General features: G+C 68.5%; 17 protein-coding genes. 6 read left to right on the top strand and 11 right to left on the bottom strand.

Features of this window, described 5'->3' with window-relative positions:
* Positions 1-142 precede the first annotated feature (142 nt).
* From AC11WY_RS01550 to AC11WY_RS01530, 5 genes are all read right to left on the bottom strand, one after another.
* Complete coding sequence (locus AC11WY_RS01550; protein WP_482921817.1) at positions 143-553, bottom strand: GNAT family N-acetyltransferase; 411 nt, start codon at positions 551-553, stop codon at positions 143-145.
* A complete protein-coding gene (tsaB, locus tag AC11WY_RS01545; protein WP_482921815.1) occupies positions 550-1179 on the bottom strand; it encodes a tRNA (adenosine(37)-N6)-threonylcarbamoyltransferase complex dimerization subunit type 1 TsaB in 630 nt (209 codons plus the stop codon). Before tsaB ends, AC11WY_RS01550 begins: the two co-directional genes overlap by 4 nt.
* Before the next feature lie 3 nt (positions 1180-1182).
* On the bottom strand, positions 1183-1740 hold the full coding sequence (locus AC11WY_RS01540; protein ID WP_482921813.1) for a NifU family protein: 558 nt from the start codon (positions 1738-1740) through the stop codon (positions 1183-1185).
* Positions 1741-1814: 74 nt separating this feature from the next.
* Positions 1815-2270, bottom strand: a complete 456-nt coding sequence (locus AC11WY_RS01535; protein ID WP_482921811.1) for a universal stress protein — start codon at positions 2268-2270, stop codon at positions 1815-1817.
* Positions 2271-2340: 70 nt separating this feature from the next.
* Entirely contained in the window at positions 2341-2829 is a 489-nt protein-coding gene (locus tag AC11WY_RS01530) for a VOC family protein (RefSeq protein WP_482921809.1), read from the bottom strand.
* A gap of 416 nt (positions 2830-3245) precedes the next feature.
* Here AC11WY_RS01530 and AC11WY_RS01525 point away from each other — a divergent pair, with 416 nt between their 5' ends.
* The gene (locus AC11WY_RS01525) at positions 3246-3809 is read left to right on the top strand and encodes a L,D-transpeptidase (protein ID WP_482921807.1); all 564 of its coding nucleotides are present in this window, start codon (positions 3246-3248) and stop codon (positions 3807-3809) included.
* On the opposite strand, the gene AC11WY_RS01520 is transcribed toward AC11WY_RS01525, so the two are convergent.
* Positions 3802-4881, bottom strand: a complete 1080-nt coding sequence (locus tag AC11WY_RS01520) for a hypothetical protein (protein WP_482921805.1) — start codon at positions 4879-4881, stop codon at positions 3802-3804. The genes AC11WY_RS01525 and AC11WY_RS01520 overlap by 8 nt on opposite strands.
* A gap of 3 nt (positions 4882-4884) precedes the next feature.
* A complete protein-coding gene (gene trpS, locus AC11WY_RS01515) occupies positions 4885-5937 on the bottom strand; it encodes a tryptophan--tRNA ligase (protein WP_482921803.1) in 1053 nt (350 codons plus the stop codon).
* 77 nt (positions 5938-6014) lie between these two features.
* Between trpS and AC11WY_RS01510 the strand changes: the two genes are divergently transcribed.
* Positions 6015-6701 (top strand): rhomboid family intramembrane serine protease, encoded by a 687-nt coding sequence (locus tag AC11WY_RS01510; RefSeq protein ID WP_482921801.1) that lies wholly within the window; start codon positions 6015-6017, stop codon positions 6699-6701.
* On the opposite strand, the gene murJ is transcribed toward AC11WY_RS01510, so the two are convergent.
* Genes murJ through AC11WY_RS01495 form a run of 3 tightly spaced genes read right to left on the bottom strand, consistent with a single transcriptional unit; the run spans position 6698 to position 12213 of the window.
* Positions 6698-8236, bottom strand: a complete 1539-nt coding sequence (gene murJ, locus AC11WY_RS01505) for a murein biosynthesis integral membrane protein MurJ (protein WP_482921799.1) — start codon at positions 8234-8236, stop codon at positions 6698-6700. The genes AC11WY_RS01510 and murJ overlap by 4 nt on opposite strands.
* Positions 8237-8249: 13 nt before the next feature.
* On the bottom strand, positions 8250-11066 hold the full coding sequence (locus AC11WY_RS01500; protein WP_482921797.1) for a [protein-PII] uridylyltransferase: 2817 nt from the start codon (positions 11064-11066) through the stop codon (positions 8250-8252).
* Positions 11026-12213, bottom strand: coding sequence for a penicillin-binding protein activator (locus AC11WY_RS01495; RefSeq protein ID WP_482921795.1), 1188 nt, complete (start codon positions 12211-12213; stop codon positions 11026-11028). The genes AC11WY_RS01500 and AC11WY_RS01495 overlap by 41 nt, the downstream gene beginning before the upstream one ends.
* Positions 12214-12302: 89 nt before the next feature.
* Here AC11WY_RS01495 and rsmI point away from each other — a divergent pair, with 89 nt between their 5' ends.
* The 4 genes from rsmI (at position 12303) to AC11WY_RS01475 (ending at position 15526) form a co-directional block, all read left to right on the top strand.
* Positions 12303-13199: a 16S rRNA (cytidine(1402)-2'-O)-methyltransferase gene (rsmI, locus tag AC11WY_RS01490; RefSeq protein ID WP_482921793.1), complete on the top strand. Its 897-nt coding sequence runs from the start codon at positions 12303-12305 to the stop codon at positions 13197-13199.
* A complete protein-coding gene (locus AC11WY_RS01485; protein ID WP_482921791.1) occupies positions 13177-13581 on the top strand; it encodes a YraN family protein in 405 nt (134 codons plus the stop codon). Before rsmI ends, AC11WY_RS01485 begins: the two co-directional genes overlap by 23 nt.
* A 65-nt stretch (positions 13582-13646) precedes the next feature.
* Positions 13647-14600: a glutathione synthase gene (gene gshB / locus AC11WY_RS01480; RefSeq protein ID WP_482921789.1), complete on the top strand. Its 954-nt coding sequence runs from the start codon at positions 13647-13649 to the stop codon at positions 14598-14600.
* Positions 14558-15526, top strand: a complete 969-nt coding sequence (locus tag AC11WY_RS01475) for an alpha/beta hydrolase (RefSeq protein WP_482921787.1) — start codon at positions 14558-14560, stop codon at positions 15524-15526. The genes gshB and AC11WY_RS01475 overlap by 43 nt, the downstream gene beginning before the upstream one ends.
* Here AC11WY_RS01475 and AC11WY_RS01470 read toward each other — a convergent pair.
* Positions 15492-17006 carry a YifB family Mg chelatase-like AAA ATPase gene (locus AC11WY_RS01470; RefSeq protein WP_482921785.1) on the bottom strand — a complete coding sequence of 505 codons (1515 nt, stop codon included), beginning with the start codon at positions 17004-17006 and terminating at the stop codon, positions 15492-15494. The two genes, AC11WY_RS01475 and AC11WY_RS01470, sit on opposite strands and share 35 nt — an antisense overlap.
* Positions 17007-17089: the final 83 nt, after the last annotated feature.

The following is a 17089-nucleotide window of genomic DNA, read 5'->3' as shown; positions in this document are numbered from 1 at the left end:
GCCCGGTCTTGGGTGCTGATCTCTGGCGGATCATGGGGGGAATAAGGCCGCAGCCTGACCGAACGGTCAAGTGCGATCTTGCGCGATGCGGTGGCAATCTTTGACCGGATGATAAAAGTGATTGATCGGCGGGCGGCGCCCGTCAGAGTGGCCTTGAAAACAGGATCGCGTCGATCCGTCTGCCGTCAGGGCTCTGATAATAGCCGCGCCGCCGCCCGTCCTCGGCCCAGTCCAGCCCCTGGTAGAGGGCGAGCGCCGGGGCATTGTCGGCAGCGACTTCGAGAAAGGCGCGGGTCGCGCCCCGACTGCGCGCCGCCGCCTCGAACGCCGCCAGCAGGGCGCGGCCAAGGCCCTGCCGCCGGAATGCGGGGGCGGTGACGAGGGTCAGCAGCTCCGCCTCGTCCAGGACCACGCGACCCATCGCAAAGCCGCGCGCGTCGCCGGTGACAAACACGCCGGGGCTGGCAAGCAGGCTGGTGATCTCGGCGGCGGACCAGGGGCGGGGAGTGGTGAAGCCCTGCGCGTGCAGCGCGGCCAGGGCCTCGGGCGTCACGGCAGGATGACCACTGGCGGATCGGACGACACCGCCGCATCGGCCGCCCGCAGGTAAAGCGGCGCCGGGCGTGGTTGCGGCACCCCAAGGCGGCGGGCGGCGATGCGCGCGATGGCAACCGCGATCGGCATCGCCGGGGTCAGGATCGCCCCGCCGGGGATCAGCCCTGCACCGCCCCCGGTGCGGGGCAGGTCGCCGAGGTCGCGCAGGTCTTCGGGTTCCACCAGTTCGGCGGCCATGTCGGGGCCGAAGCGTTGCAGATAGGCGGCGCCGCGCCGGGCATCCTCGATCACCGCCAGCGGGCGTGGCAGGCCCTCGGCCAGCGCCTCCAGCCGCGTCACGCCGATGGCGGGGCGGCCCAGCGACAGCGCCAATCCGCGCGCCGCCGAGACCGAAAGCCGCACGCCGGTGAAGTTGCCGGGCCCGGTGCCGACGCCGATGCCCTGCAGGTCGCGCCAGGTCAGGCCCGCCGCCGACAGCAATTCCGCCAGCAGCGGCATCAGGCGTTCGGCCTGCCCGGTCGCCATCGGCTCTTCGGCGGCGGCCAGCACCCGGTCACCCGAAAGCACAGCGGCCGCGCAGAACGCGGCCGAGGTGTCGAAGGCAAGGATCAGGGGGCCGACCAAGGTTCAGGCCGCGACGGCGCGAACCTCGACCACTTCGGGGATGTAGTGCCGCAGCAGGTTCTCGATGCCCATCTTCAGCGTCAGCGTCGAGGACGGGCAGCCCGCGCAGGCGCCCTTCATGTGCAGATAGACGATGCCGCGGTCAAAGCCCCGGAAGGTGATGTCGCCGCCGTCGTTGGCCACGGCCGGGCGCACCCGCGTATCCAGAAGCTCCTTGATCTGCGTCACGATCTCGGAGTCCGGGCCGTCCTGATCGGCATGGTCATCGGCTTGTGGCCCGTCGATCGCCGCATCGCCCGATTGGAAATGTTCCATGATCGCGCCAAGGATCGCGGGTTTCACATGCGACCAGTCAAGCGCGTCTTCCTTCGTCACGGTGACGAAGTCACGGCCAAGGAACACGCCGGTCACGCCGCCCGCCGAAAACACGCGCCGCGCCAAGGGCGACATCACGGCCGACTCGACCGTGGCGAAGTCGGCCGTGCCGGTTTCAAGCACGGTCTGTCCCGGCAGGAACATCAGCGTGGCGGGGTTTGGGGTGGATTCGGTCTGGATGAACATGGGGCAATCTCCGACTGTTATGGTCGGATATGCGCCTTGCGGTCGGGAAAGTCAATTGCGACGGCGCGTCGCGATCAGGTGATCGCCTCCAGCCGCTCCTTCGACATTTCGCCCGGCACGATGGTGATCGGGATCGGCAAGGTGCCGGAGGATTTCGAGAGCTGGGTGACCAGCTTGCCCGGCCCGCTCTTGTCGTTGCCGGCGCCGAGCACCAGCACACCGATTTCCGGATCCTCCCGGATATGCGCGAGAATCTCTGTCACCGGCTCGCCCTCGCGGATCACCAGGTCCGGCTGGATGCCGTGACCGGTCCGCATCCATTTCGCGAACACTTCGAAATGCGCTTCGATCCGCTCGCGGGCTTCGGCGCGCATGATGTCGGTCACGCCGGTCCAGTATTTGAACTCTTCCGGCGGAATCACCGACAGGATGGTGACGCCGCCCTGCGTGCGGGCGGCGCGGAACGCGGCAAAGCGCATCGCGTTCAGGCATTCTCGGCTGTCGTCGAGCACGACAAGGAACTTGCGCATGATGGTCTCCCCAAGGTCGGGGGATCATCGCCGATCCACGCCGGGTCTGGCAAGCCCGACGCAGTCGGGTTCAGGCGACCCGTTCGGCCAGAAGCGCGTGCAGGTCGAGCGGGGCGTTGGACATTGCCAGCGTGCCGTCGGGCTTGCGCGGCCATTCGGCCTCGGGTCGGTCGCGGTAAAGCTCCACCCCGTTGCCGTCGGGGTCGTGCAGATAGATCGCCTCGGACACGCCATGATCCGCGGCGCCGTCGAGCGGGATGCCCGCCTGCGTGATCCGCCACAGCGCATCGGCAAGGCTGGCCCGGTCGGGGTAGAGGAAGGCGGTGTGGTAAAGGCCGGTATGGCCATGCGGCGCCGGGGTGCCGCCCTTGCTTTCCCAGGTGTTCAGGCCGAGGTGGTGGTGGTAGCCGCCCGCCGACAGGAACGCGGCCTGGCTGCCGAACTTCTGCTGAAGTTCGAACCCGAGCACGCCGGAATAGAAGGCGATGGCACGGTCGAGGTCGGCCACTTTCAGGTGAACGTGACCGATGCGGGTGGCGGGGTGGACCGGGGTGGGCATTGCTTTCTCCTGCAAATTCTCCCGTCAAGAATAGGCATTCCTGGCGGTCAGCGTGAGTCGCTTTGGCGCAGCCACACTGTGCGGCGATGTAGAAAAAGAAACCCCCGGCGTGGGCCGGGGGCAGGCGGTCATCGCCGGGGTAAGCGCATGTGACCACCGGCGCCCGGCATTGGCGGCGGCCCGGGGAAGACACGCCGCCTGGGGAAGGTGGGGACGGAACCTTCCGGGCACCGCGGACGAATCCGCAAGGCAGAGGGTAGACAGCGCTGGAATCGAACCCGTGTCGGTTTTGTTGCGGTTGCATGACGCCCGGGTCGACCCGAGGCCGTGGCATCAGCCCCGCACGCCGACGTGACTTGCCCGTGCCGGACAGCGGTGTAATCCATACATCCGAAATATACAGAAAGAGGCATGTGATGACTCACGCACTCCCTCGCCGAAAGTTCCTGCTCGGCGCAGCCCTGGCCGCGGCGGGGCTGACGGCGCCCGCCCTCGTGCGCGCCGCCGACGCCGAGGTCGATGCCAACGTATCAAGCTTCCGCGCGAAAGCCTGGCAGGACTATTTCCCCACGCTGCGCAACGGCGCAATCCTTGCCGATACGCAATCGCGGGCAGTGCATTACTGGTCCGAGGATGCGGCGACCTACCTGCTGTTCCCCTGCTCGGTGCCGGGCAGCCCCGATCTGACGCGCACGGGAATGACCGAGGTGGTCGAAAAGGTGGTGGGCCCGACCTGGCGGCCAACGCCGTCGATGCGGCAGCGGATGCCCTGGCTGCCCGCCGTGGTGGGGCCGGGGCCGGACAACCCGCTGGGGCCCTTTGCGCTCTATCTGGGCTGGCCCTACTACCGCGTGCACGGCACCCAGGACACGCGCAAGATCGGGCGGATGTCGTCGGACGGCTGCATCGGGCTTTACAACGAGGATATCACCCAGTTGTTCAAACTGGTGAAAGTGGGCACGCAGGTGCACGTCATCTGACCGGGCGGCGCGCCGCGCGGCGCAGCCCGCGCAGGGCCGCGTGGTGCAGCGCATGGGCCAGCATCGTGCCCGCCGACAGGATCAGGCCGAACAGGCTGGCCATTACACCGAGCGCAAAGTGGCTGAAGCGCAGCGTCAGGCGCAGGAAGCGCGATTTGCCCAGCATTTCCAGCCGCCCGACCGTCTTTGGCCCCAGCGCCTCGGCCGCATCGGCCAGATGGCGCGCGTCCTGCGCGTCATCGACGTAGCGCAGCAGGTGGAGGGTGGCGGCGGGGCCAAGCGCGGTCTCGATCCGGTCGGTATCGCGCGCGACCTCGATCACCGGGGCCAGCACGCGCGGGCGCAGCAGGCGACCAAGATCGTCGCCGCTGCGCACCGCCCACAGGCCGCCCCAGTCGATGCCGTCCCTGATCGCATCCAGCGCCAGATGCACGAGGCGCGGCGACAAGAGCCCCATCCGGTGCGCCAGCTTGGCCATACCCGCCCCGGCCTTCAGCGTCAGCGACGACCCGCCTGAGGCGAGCGCCAGTGCCGTCGCGCCAAGGCCGATGGCGGACAGGCCGAGGTTGAGGTCGTCCACGGGCTGACCGGCCAAGTAGTGCGCCCCTTCCGAGGCGACGCCGTAAAGGTCGCCGATCGGGGTCAGCACCATCGGCGCCTGACACAGAAGTTGCGCCGAAAGCGCGCAAGAGGCGGCATCCACCATACAGGCGGCGCAGCCCCCAACGGCGGCAAGAAGACCCGTGTCCTCCGCCCGATCCGCATCGCGGGTGGCGATCAGGTCGGGCGGCAGGGCGATCCCCCGCTCGTCCGCCACGCCGCCGACGGCATCAATGGCCACCCAGTTGCGCGGGGTTTCGGCCAGCAGGGCGCGCAGCCGGTCCGCGATCCTGTCCGGCGTCGCCTCTGCCGCCATCGCCCGGTCGGTCGCTGCGCGGATCCCGTCGGCGCTGCGGCTGACCATCGCCGACAACAGCGGGTTGCGCAGCAATTGGCGAACCGACCAGAAGCTGCCCGCCAGCGAGAGCACCAGCAGCAGCGTCAGGGCGGCCCGTGCGAGCGCCCTGACCATCGTTTACCGCCGCGAGCGGATCATGCCCACGATCTCCAGCGTTTTCGCCAGGATCGGCTGGGCGATGGCGTCGGCGCGGTCGGCGCCGTCGCCAAGGATGCGGTCGATCTCGGCGGGGTCGGCCATCAGGCGCTTCATCTCGGTCGAGATCGGCGAGAGCTTGGCGACCGCAAGATCGACCAGCGCTGGCTTGAACACGCCAAACCCCTGGCCCGCGTATTGCGCCAGCACCTCCTCCACCGACTGATCGGCGAGGGCGGCGTAGATGTTCACCAGATTGCGCGCGTCGGGGCGGTCCTTCAGCCCATCGGGCGTGTCGGGCAGCACGTCGGCATCGCTTTTCGCCTTGCGGAACTTCTGCGCGATGGCCTCGGCGTCGTCGGTCAGGTTGATCCGGCTTTGATCCGAGGGGTCGGATTTCGACATCTTCCTGGTGCCGTCGCGCAGGCTCATCACACGCGTCGCCACACCTTCGATCACCGGCTCGGTCAGCGGGAAGAAGTCGGTCTTGTAGTCGTGGTTGAACTTCGCCGCGATGTCGCGGGTCAGTTCCACATGCTGCTTCTGGTCCTCGCCCACCGGCACCTGGGTGGCGTGATACAGCAGGATGTCGGCCGCCATCAGCGACGGATAGGCGTAAAGCCCCAGCGAGACCTGTTCAGTGTTCTTGCCGGCCTTGTCCTTGAACTGGGTCATCCGGTTCATCCAGCCCAGCCGCGCGACGCAGTTGAAGACCCAGCCCAGTTCGGCATGGGCCGAGACCTGGCTCTGGTTGAACAGGATCGACCGTTTCGGGTCGATCCCCGCCGCGATGAACCCCGCCGCCGCCTCGCGCGTCTGCTGGCGCAGCTTGTCGGGGTCTTGCCAGGTGGTGATCGCGTGCAGATCGACCAGGCAGTAGATCGTCTCGATCCCCTCGTCCTGTTTCTGCACGAACCGCTTCAGCGCGCCGAGGTAATTGCCCAGCGTCAGCCCGCCCGAGGGCTGGATGCCCGAGAACACCCGGGGCGTGAAGCGCGGTTTGCCGACGTGAGGCGTTTGGACCGCATCCGTCATCTGAGACTCCGTCTGGAAATTGCTGCCCCGACCGCTTATCGCTGGCACCAGATGCCGTCAACCGAAGGTCAGTGCCAATGGATCTGGATCACAACGCGCCGCCGCTGCATCCGCTGCCCTGGGTGGTCTGGGTGCTGGCCATGCCGATCGCGCTGATCGAGATCGCGCTGAGCCTTGGCGGCTACGGCCTGCTGGGTGGCCCGGCCGCCGTGGGCTGGCGCCTGCAGGCGATGCAGGACTTCGCCTTCTCGCCGCCGGTGTTCCAGTGGATGCTCGAAAACCGGTTCTTCCCGGCCGAGCACATGATCCGCTTCGTCAGCTACATCTTCATCCACGGCAACCCGACGCAGGCGATCTTTGTCGTCGTGTTCCTGATGGCGCTGGGCAAATACGTCAGCGAGGTGTTCCGGCCCTGGGCGGTTCTGGTGCTGTTCTTCGCCTCGGGGGTGATGGGCGCGGTGGCCTATGGCCTGTTCTCGCAAACCCAGATGGTGCTGATCGGGGGCTATCCGGCGGTCTACGGGCTGATCGGCGGGTTCAGCTTCATCCTGTGGACGCGGCTCGGCCAGACCGGCGGCAACCGGTCGGGCGCGTTCAGCCTGATCGGCTTCTTCCTTGGCGCGCAACTGCTGTTCGGGCTGGTGTTCGGCGGCAACAAGGAATGGATCGCCGACCTCGCCGGCTTCGTCACCGGCTTTGGTCTGTCGTTCCTGATCTGCCCCGGCGGGATGGGCCGCGTGCTCGACATGATCCGCCGCCGCTAGCGCCCCATCGAAGATCGCACATCGACCAGCCGGATCGCCCCGGTCAGCACCGAGGCCACCGCGTAGGCCAGCGCCCCACCCGCAACCAGCGCCGCCAGGGCGGCGTAGCGGATGCCCGGCATCGCCAGTTGCGGCGCGAGGATCTGCGCGAGGCCCCAGAGACAAGCCCCCATAATCAGCGAGGCCAGCGCCAGCCGCGGCACGCGATGTTTCAGCCGGTCGTCGAACTCCGCGGCCTCGCCCATGTGGCGCGAACCCCACCAGAGCTGCGCCACCATCGACCAGCCCGCCAGCGTGGTGCCAAGCGCCGCCGCGACAAAGCCGATCAGCGGCGCCAGCAGCAGCGCCGCCGCCGCGTTCACGATCATCGAGTGCCAGGCGTAGCGGAACGGGGTCCGCGTATCCTCGCGCGCGAAATAGAGCGGTTGCAGCACCTTCTGCAGCGTGAAAGCCGGCAAGCCGGCGCCGTAGATGGCCAGTGTCAGCGCGGTGTTGACGGTGTCGAGATGCGAAAACTCCCCGCGCTGAAACAGCACCGAGATCAGCGGCACCGGCACCACCATCAGCGCCACCGCGGCAGGCAGCGTCAGCAGCAGGCTGAACTCGGTCGCGCGGTTGTAGGCGTAGCGGCTGCCCACCACGTCCTCGGATTTGAACCGGCGCGAAATGTCGGGCAGCAGCACCACGCCGATGGCGATGCCGACGACGCCCAGCGGCAACTGGTAAAGCCGGTCGGCATAGTTCAGCCAGGCGATGGCGCCGTCGAAGAAGCTGCCGACCTGACGGCCGACCAGCAGGTTGATCTGCACCACCCCGCCCGCCATCACCGACGGGATCGCGATCGCCACCAGGCGCCGCATGTCGGGCGTCAGGCGCGGGCGGCGCAGGCGCAGCGGGTAGCCCATGCGCACGCAGGCCAGCCAGACCAGACCCATCTGCAGAAATCCGGTGATCGGCGTCGCCCAGCTGAGCGTCAGGCCGGTATCCCAGTGGTAGTGCTTGCCCACCAGCATCGCCGCGATGAACACCACATTCAGGATCACCGGCGCGGCGGCGGCGGCGATGAAACGGCCGCCCGCGTTCAGCACCCCCGAAAACAGCGCCGCCCCCGACATGAACAGGATGTAGGGGAAGGTGATCCGCCCGAAATAGACCGCCAGCGTGAAGCGATCATCCCCGGCAAAGCCCGAGGCCATCGCGTAGACCAGCACGGGCATCCCGATCATCGCGATCACCGACACCACAGTGACGATGAACGCCAGCCCCGACAGCGCATCTTCGGCAAAACGGTGGGGGTCTTCGTCGGCCTCGAACTTCTTCGAGAACAGGGGCACGAAGGCGGTGTTGAAGGCCCCCTCGGCAAAGAAGCGGCGGAAGGTGTTGGGCAGCGAGAACGCCACGAGGAACGCTTCGGCGACCGGGCCGGAGCCAAGATACGAGGCGATCAGAACGTCGCGCACGAAGCCCACGGCGCGGCTCAGGAGCGTCCATGCCCCCACGGTCAGGAAGCCCCTGACTAGACGGATCGGTTTCATCTGTGCTGCGCCCTCAGCTCTGCGCCCGTTGGGCCCCGTCCACGATGGCCTGGCGGAGCTTCTTCTCCAGCGCTTCCTGCTTGGATTTCGCGTAGAGTTTCAAGCCGAACATGTCCTTCACATAGAACGTGTCCACCACCTGTGCCCCGAAGGTCGCGATCACTGCCGAGGCGATGTAGATGTTGTTTGCCGCCAGCGTGCGCGTCAGGTCGTAAAGAAGGCCCGGCCGGTCGCGCGTGTCGACCTCGATGATGGTGTAGATGTCGGAGCCGTCATTGTCGAAGGTGACTGAGGTCGGGAAATTGAACTGGCGGTCGCGCTTCTTGATCTTGTCGCGATCCTTCATCGCCTCACGCGCCACCACCTCGCCCTTCAGGGTCTTGTCGATCATCTGCTTCAGCCGCGGCAGACGGGCGGCTTCATAGGGGTGGCCTTCGGTGTCCTGCACCCAGAAGACGGCGGTCGCAAAGCCGTCCTTCGAGGTATAGGTGCGCGCGTCCACCACATTGGCCCCCACCAGCGCCAGCGCCCCGGCCAGGCGCGAGAAGATGCCGGGGTGATCGACCAGCGCGAAACAGGCCCGGGTCGCGTCGTGGTCGGTGTCGGGGTGCAGGTCGATGCGGATCTCGTCATCGCCAAGCCCGCGCAGCAGATGGGCGAAGATCACATGGGTGGCGGCCGAAAGCCCCTGCCAGTAGGGCCCGTAGTGCCGCGCCATCTCGGCGCGCAGGTCGGCCTTGTCCCAGATGGCCAGCGCCTCGCGCAGTTGCCGCTTGGCCTCGTCCTCGCGGCGGTCGCGGTTGAGGTCTTCGAGCCCGGTCTCCAGCGCCGTCGTGGTATCCCGGTGCAACTGGCGCAGCAGCATCGCCTTCCAGTTGTTCCAGGTTCCCGGCCCGACGCCGCGGATGTCGCAGACCGTCAGCACCGTCAGCAGGTCCAGCCGCTTCTTGGTCTTCACCAGCTTGGCGAAGTCGCGCACCGTGCGCGGGTCGGAAATGTCGCGCTTCTGCGCCATGTCCGACATCAGCAGATGGTAGCGCACCAGCCATTCCACCGTCTCGCATTCCTCGGCGTTCAGCCCCAGTCGTGGCGCGATGCGGCGGGCGATCTGCGCGCCGATGACCGAGTGATCCTCGGGCCGGCCCTTGCCGATGTCGTGCAGCAGCAGCGCGACATAGATCACCCGCCGGTTCACCCCCGCCTTGAGGATCGACGACGACAGCGGCAGTTCTTCCACCAGTTCGCCGCGCTCGATCTGCGCCAGCGTCGAGACGCACTGGATGATGTGCTCGTCCACCGTGTAGTGGTGGTAGACGTTGAACTGCATCATCGCGACGATGCGGCCGAATTCCGGGATGAAGGCGCCCAGCACGCCCAGTTCGTTCATCAGCCGCAGCGCGCGTTCCGGGTTGCCGTGCTTGAGCATCAGGTCAAGGAAGATGCGGTTCGCCTCGGGGTTGTCGCGCACCTCGTCGTCGATCAGGTCCAGATGCGACGCAACCAGCCGCATCGCGTCGGGGTGGAACAGGTGACCGGTGCGCAGCCCTTCCTCGAAGATGCGCAGCATGTTCAGCTTGTCGGCCAGGAACGCCTTGGGGTCCGACACGCTCAGCCGGTTCTGCACCAGCGCCATGCCGTCGTGCAGCTTCTTGCGACGGCGCAGCAGGCCGATCAGCATCGGTTCCTTCTTGACGTGCTGCGCCTCCATCGCGGTCAGGAAGATGCGCGTCAGTTCCCCCACGGTTGTCGCGTGGCGGAAATAGTCCTGCATGAAGCGTTCCACCGCCCGGCGCCCACCGCCATCAAGGTAGCCCATGCGCGCGGCGACATCGACCTGCAGGTCGAAGGTCAACTGATCCATCGCGCGGCCCGCGATGTAGTGCAGGTGACAGCGCGCCGCCCAGAGGAAGGTCTCGGCCGCGCGGAAGTTCTCATATTCCTCGCGGCTGAACACGCCCAGGCCGACGAGTTCCCCGGCGCGGTCGACGCGATGGATGTACTTGGCGATCCAGTAAAGCGTCTGGAGGTCGCGCAAGCCGCCCTTGGCCTCTTTCACGTTGGGTTCCAGCACATAGCGCTGGCCGCCCTGCCGCTTGTGCCGCTCGGCGCGCTCGGCCAGCTTGGCCTCGATGAATTCGGCGGCGGTGTTGCGGAACAGCTCCGACCACAGCTTTTCCTTCAGTTCCGCCGCCAGCCCCGCGTCGCCGTCCAGAAAGCGGTGCTCCAGCAGCGCGGTGCGGATCGTCATGTCCTCGCGCCCCAGCCGCAGGCAGTCCTTCACCGTGCGCGTGGCGTGGCCGACCTTCAGCTTCAGATCCCACAGCATGTAGAGCATCGATTCGACGACGCTTTCGGCCCAGGCGGTGATCTTCCACGGTGTCAGGAACAACAGGTCGATGTCGGAATAGGGCGCCATCTCGGCACGCCCGTAGCCGCCCACGGCGACCAGCGCGATGCGCTCGCCCTCGGTGGGGTTGGCCAGCGGGTGCAGGTGGCGGCAAGCCACGTCGAGCGCGCTGCGCACCAGCCCGTCGGTCAGATAGGCCTGCGCGGTGATCAGCTCGCGCGCGTCGCGCGGCCGGGCCGCGAAGGCGGCCTCCAGTGCCGCGTTGCCGGCGCGGCGGGCCTCGGCCAGCACCTGCACTGCGGCGGCGCGGCGGCTGCGGTCGTCGGGCGCATCGCGCAGCGCCAGCGCGATCGCCGCCGCCACGGCCGGGGCGTCGAAGATCGCCTCGGCCGCGCAGATCAGCGGGCCAGGCGCCTGTGGGTCGGCGGGGGCGGGCGCCAGCTTACGAGCCGGGGCCGCCGAAGCTTCTGGGGGCGGGGTCAATCACGTTCACCTGGTTGTTGGCGATCTGGGCGATCGCCAGGCCCCGCTGGTCGCTGCCGTCGGGCATCAGCCGGAAGATGCCGTTCACGCCGACGAAGCCCGAGGGCTGGGTCAGCGCCCCGGCGCTGAGATCGCCCTGACCCGCCTTCACCAGCGCGCCGATCGCGGCGATGCCGTCATAGGCAAGCCCCGCGATGGGCAGCGGCCCGGTGCCGTAGGCCGCGGTATAGCGGGCCGCGAACTGCTGGTTGGTGGCCGGATCGGGCAGCGCGAACCAGCCGTGCTGAACCCCGGGCAGCGCCAGCGTGCTGGCCGGGATATCCCAGCGTGTCAGGCCGATATACTGGATCGCGGCGGGGTCGATGCCGTTCTCGCTCAACATCTGGGTGACCAGCGGCAAGGCCCCGGCCGTGTCCGAGGTGAAGAACACCGCCTGCGCGCCCGAAGCCTTGATCGAGGCCGCGATGCCGGGCACCGCGGCGATCACGCCCTGCTGCGAGAACGGATAGCTCGCCTCGGTCGCCAGCGTCGCGCCATTCGCCGCGATGGCGACCTGGATCGCCTTGAACCCGGCCGTGCCCGCCGGGGTCTGATCGTGCAGCACGGCAATGCTGGTCTTGCCCTGCGCCACCGCATAGCGCACCAGCCGGTCGGCCGTGTTGCGGAAGGTCGGTCCCAGGATGAAGACGTTGCGCCCGGCGATGTCGGCGTTGTTCGAGAAGCTGAGCACGTTCACCCCGCTCCCCGCGACCGCATTGCCGACCGCGTTCGCCGCCTGGGCGAAGACCGGCCCGAGGATGACACGTGCGCCATCGTTCACCGCCTGGGTGGCGCTGGCTGCAGCGGTCTCGGGCGTGGCCCCGGTGGAATAGACGCGCAGGTCGATCTTGACCCCGTCGAGGTCGGAAATCGCCAGCCGCGCCGCGTTCTCGAGATTCTGCGACAAAAGCTCGTCGCTCGATTCGCCCGATCCCGACGGCACCAGCAGCGCGACGCGCACCGCACCCGAGGCACTTCCGCCCCCGCCGCCGCCGCCGGTGGAGACCACGGGGCCGCAAGCCGACAGGCCAAGGGCGGCAACCAGCGCGCCGACCTGCAGACCGCGCCACGCGGCGACCTTGCGGGCAGCGCTCAAAAGGACAAACATGTGAAATTCCTCGCTTCGGGCGCTGGGTCGGGTTGGCCGGAGCCTATGCGTTTCACACGACCTTGGCAACTTTCGAGAGGGCGACATTGATGAACGGCGCCGCGCGGCCCCTCGCACCGGGGCTCTATTTTCTCGCCACGCCGATCGGGGCGGCGCGCGACATCACGCTGCGCGCGCTCGACATCCTCGGCAGCGCCGAGGTTCTGGCGGCCGAGGACACCCGCACCCTGCGCCACCTGATGGAGATTCACGGCATCCCGCTGGGCGACCGGCCGCTGATCGCCTATCACGACCACAACGGCGAAGCGATGCGCCCCCGCCTGCTGCGCGCGCTAGCCGAGGGGAAATCGGTCGCCTACGCCTCGGAAGCGGGGACGCCGCTGGTGGCGGACCCGGGCTACCAGCTGTCGCGCGCGGCCATCGCGGCGGGCCATCCGGTGATCGCGGCGCCCGGCCCCTCGGCCGTGCTGGCGGCGCTGACCGTGGCGGGTCTGCCGACCGACCGTTTCCTGTTTGCCGGCTTCCCACCCCCGGCAGCGGGGGCGCGACAGCGGTTTCTGGCGGAGTTGGGCGAGGTGCAGGCAACGCTGGTGCTGTATGAATCGCCAAAGCGAATTAGCCGATTGTTAGGCGAATTGAGCGAGAGTCTGGGGGCAGAACGGCAGGCTGCGGTGTGCCGGGAACTGACCAAGCGATTCGAGGAGGTCTCGCGCGGGACGCTCGGGGAACTTGCCGCCGCCTTCGCCACGCGTGAGGTGAAGGGGGAAATCGTCGTGCTGGTGGATCGGGCCGGGCCCGTGCGGGCGACCGAAGCCGGGCTGGAGGCGGCGCTGCGGCAGGCGCTCACGGGCCAGTCGCGCAAGGATGCCGTGGCGGCGGTGTCGGCGGCCTTGGGTCTGCCACGGCGCGAGGTGTATCAGGCGGCCCTGGCGCTCGGGGCAGAGGACGGGACGGAGGAAGAGGATGGCACAGCAGAAACGGATTGACGGTGGCGCGGTGACGGATTCGGCCCGGCATCGCGGGGCGATGGCGCATATGGCCGGGCTCGCGGCCGAGGCTTCCGTGGAACGCCTCTATGAGACCGGCGGACGGCAGATCGCGGCGCGGCGCTGGCGCGGGGCGGGCGGCGAGATCGACCTGATCGCGCGCGATGGCGCGGGCCTGATCTTCATCGAGGTGAAGCAGTCGCGCCGGTTCGAGGACGCGGCCGCGCACCTGTCGCCGGGCCAGATCGGGCGGCTCTATGCCGCGGCGTCGGAGTTCATGGCCGGTGAGCCGCGCGGCCTTGATACCGAGGCGCGCTTTGACGTGGCTCTGGTCGATGGCGGTGGCCGGGTCCGCATCCTTGAAAACGCACTCTGCGCCTGAGTCGCGCGGGCGATTGCATCTCGCCGGGGGCTGCGCCATCTAAGGGCATCAGCACGGAGGCGCGCATGGGTCTGAGAGTGGCGTTGCAGATGGACCCGATCGGGTCCGTAAACATCGACGCGGACAGCACGTTCCGCATCGCGCTCGAAGCGCAGGCGCGCGGGCATGAGTTGTTCTTTTACACGCCGGACCGGCTGGCGTTCCGTGAGGGGCGGGTGCTGGCGCGCGGCTGGCCGATCGAGGTCCGCCGCGTGAAGGGCGACCACGTCAGCTATGGGCCCGAGACGGAGATCGACCTGGCGGATTGGGATGTCGTGTGGCTGCGCCAGGATCCGCCCTTCGACATGGGCTACATCACCACCACCCATCTGCTCGACATGATCCATCCGAAAACGCTGGTGGTGAACGATCCGTTCTGGGTGCGCAACTCGCCCGAGAAGCTTCTGGTGCTGCAGTTTCCCGACCTGATCCCGCCGACGCTGATCGCCCGCGACCTGGCCGCGATCCGCGCCTTCAAGATCGATCACGGCGACATCATCCTGAAGCCGCTCTATGGCAACGGCGGGGCGGGGGTGTTCCGGCTCGACCCGAACGACCGCAACCTTGCCGCGCTGCACGAGCTTTTCATGTCGTTCAGCCGCGAGCCGCTGATCGCGCAGAAGTTCCTGCCGGATGTGGCGAAAGGCGACAAGCGGGTGATTCTGGTCGATGGCGAGCCGGTCGGCGCGATCAACCGGGTGCCGCAGGCGGGCGAGACACGGTCGAACATGCATGTCGGCGGGCGGCCGGAACAGGTCGGGCTGACCGCGCGCGACCTGGAGATCTGCGCGAAAATCGGTCCGGTGCTGCGGGAAAAGGGCCAGGTTTTTGTCGGCATCGACGTGATCGGTGATTATCTGACCGAGATCAACGTCACCTCGCCGACCGGCATTCAGGAACTGGAGCGGTTCGATGGGTTCAACGCAGCCGAGCGGATATGGCAAGTGATCGAAGCGAAGCGGGCAATCGCCCGAGCCTGAGGCTCGGCGCGCTGAACCTTGTGCTGCGTCTGGCCGTGAAACCGCGGCTGGCCTGGCTAAAGGAGCCGGAGGCGGCGCGGCGCGAGCTCACCTTGGCGGCGCGGTTTGGGTTCCGCGCGCCGCCGTACTCCCTCTGGCTGCCGGGACGGGTGCCCGGTCCGGCGGGCGATCTGGCGGTCCTGCGCATCTCGTCGGGGGCGGTGGACCGGCGCCGGGTGATCCTCTACCTGCACGGCGGCGCCTACGTTGCGGGCTCGCCCGACACCCACCGGGCGATGCTGGCGCGGCTGTCCTTGCTGTCCGGCGTGCCGGTGCTGGCACCCGATTACCGGCTGGCGCCGGAACATGCCTTTCCGGCGGCGCTGGAGGATGCGGCGGCAGCCTGGCGGCACCTTTACGACGCGGGCTACGACCCCGAGCATATCGTGATCGGCGGCGACAGTGCGGGTGGCGGGTTGGCCTTCGCGCTGCTGTCGCGGCTCTGCCGGGCGGGAACGCCCCCGGCTGCGGCGTTTGCCTTTTCGCCCTGGGTCGATCTAACCGGGCGCAGCCCCTCGCTGGTCGATAACGCGCGGGCGGATCCGCTGTTGCCGGTCGCCCGGCTGGCCGAGGTGGCGGAGATGTATTTGCACGGGCATCCGTCGGACGATCCGGAAGCCTCGCCGGTGATGGCGACGTATCCCGCGCCGCCGCCGGTGCTGTTGCAGCATGCGCAGACCGAGATTCTGCGCGACGACACGCTGCGGCTGGCCGATCGGTTGCGCAGCTTTGGCGGGGTGGTGACGGTTGAAAGCTGGCCCACCGCGCCGCATGTCTGGCATCTGGCCGACGGCTGGGTGCCGGAGGCGCGCGATGCCTTGGGTCGGGCGGCTGCTTTCGTGCGCGCGGCGCTCAGGCCAGAGCCGCCACCGTCAGCCGGTAGCTGACCGCTTCGGCCACATGCGGCGCACGCACGTCGGGGGCGGCGGCGAGGTCGGCGATGGTGCGGGCGACGCGCAGCACGCGGTGATAGCCGCGGGCCGTCAGCCCGAAGCGGTCGGCGACGCGGGTCAGCAGCGCGCGCCCCTCGGCATCGGGGCTGGCGACCTGATCCAGCAACGCGCCCTCGGCATCGGCGTTGACGCGGACATGGTCGATCTGTGCATAGCGCCGGGTCTGGCGGTCGCGGGCGGCGGCGACGCGGGCGGCGATGGTGGCCGAGGACTCGCCCGAGGCGGGCAGGTCAAGGTCGGTGAAGGCGACGGGGGGCACCTCCAGCCGCAGGTCGAAGCGATCCATCAGCGGCCCCGAGATGCGGCCGATGTAATCCTCGCCGCAGTTCGGCGCGCGCGAACAGGCGCGGCCGGGGTCGGTCAGGTAGCCGCATTTGCAGGGGTTGGCGGCGGCGACCAGCAGGAACCGGCAGGGATAGCGCACATGGGCATTGGCGCGGGCCACCACCACTTCGCCGGTTTCGATCGGCTGGCGCAGGGTTTCCAGCACCGCGCGCGGAAACTCGGGGAATTCATCGAGAAAGAGGATGCCGTTGTGCGCGAGGCTGATCTCGCCGGGCATCGCACGCTTGCCGCCGCCAACGATGGCGGCCATCGAGGCGGTGTGGTGCGGTTCCCGAAACGGGCGCACCCGGCTGATGCCGCCGTTGTCCAGCAGGCCGGCGAGCGAGTGGATCATCGAGGTTTCCAGCGCCTCGGCGGCCGACAGTGGCGGCAGGATACCGGGCAGGCGCGCCGCCAGCATCGACTTGCCGGACCCCGGCGGCCCGGTCATCAACAGGTGATGCCGCCCGGCCGCCGCAATCTCCAGCGCGCGTTTGGCGCGTTCCTGGCCCTTCACCTCGGCCATGTCGCGGCGCCAGGCCGGGGCCAGAACCTCGCCCGCCTCGGCCGGGGTCAGCGGCGCCTGGCCGGTGTAATGGCGCACCACTTCGGCCAGCGAACCCGCCGCCAGCACCTGGCAGCCGCCCACCCAGGCCGCCTCGGGCCCGCAGGCGCGCGGGCACAGGAGGGCGCGATCATGCTCGGCGGCGGCCATCGCGGCGGGCAGCGTGCCGATCACCGCGACCAGCGTGCCGTCGAGCGACAACTCGCCCAGCGCCACCGTCCCGGCGACCTCGTCGCGCGGGATGATCTCGATCGCGGCCAGCACCGCCAGCGCGATCGGCAGGTCGAAATGCGAGCCCTCTTTCGGGAGGTCGGCGGGTGACAGGTTCACCGTGATCCGCTTGGCCGGCAGCGCGATCGACATCGCCGACAGCGCCGCGCGCACCCGTTCGCGCGCCTCGCTGACCGCCTTGTCGGGCAGGCCGACGATGGTGAAGGCGGGCAGACCGGGGGTGATGGCGCATTGCACCTCGACCATCCGGGCCTCGATCCCCTCGAAAGCCACGGTATATGCCCGTGCCGTCATTCCCCGCCCACCTTGCGACTGTCGCGTTAACCATCGGGCGTCGTGATTGACAAAGCGTAAAGATTTCTTGTCCGGCCACGGAA

It is taken from the genome of Solirhodobacter sp., from assembly GCF_964715405.1.
Note: the sequence above shows the minus strand (reverse complement) of the source record. Positions and strands in the feature narration are given on the sequence as shown.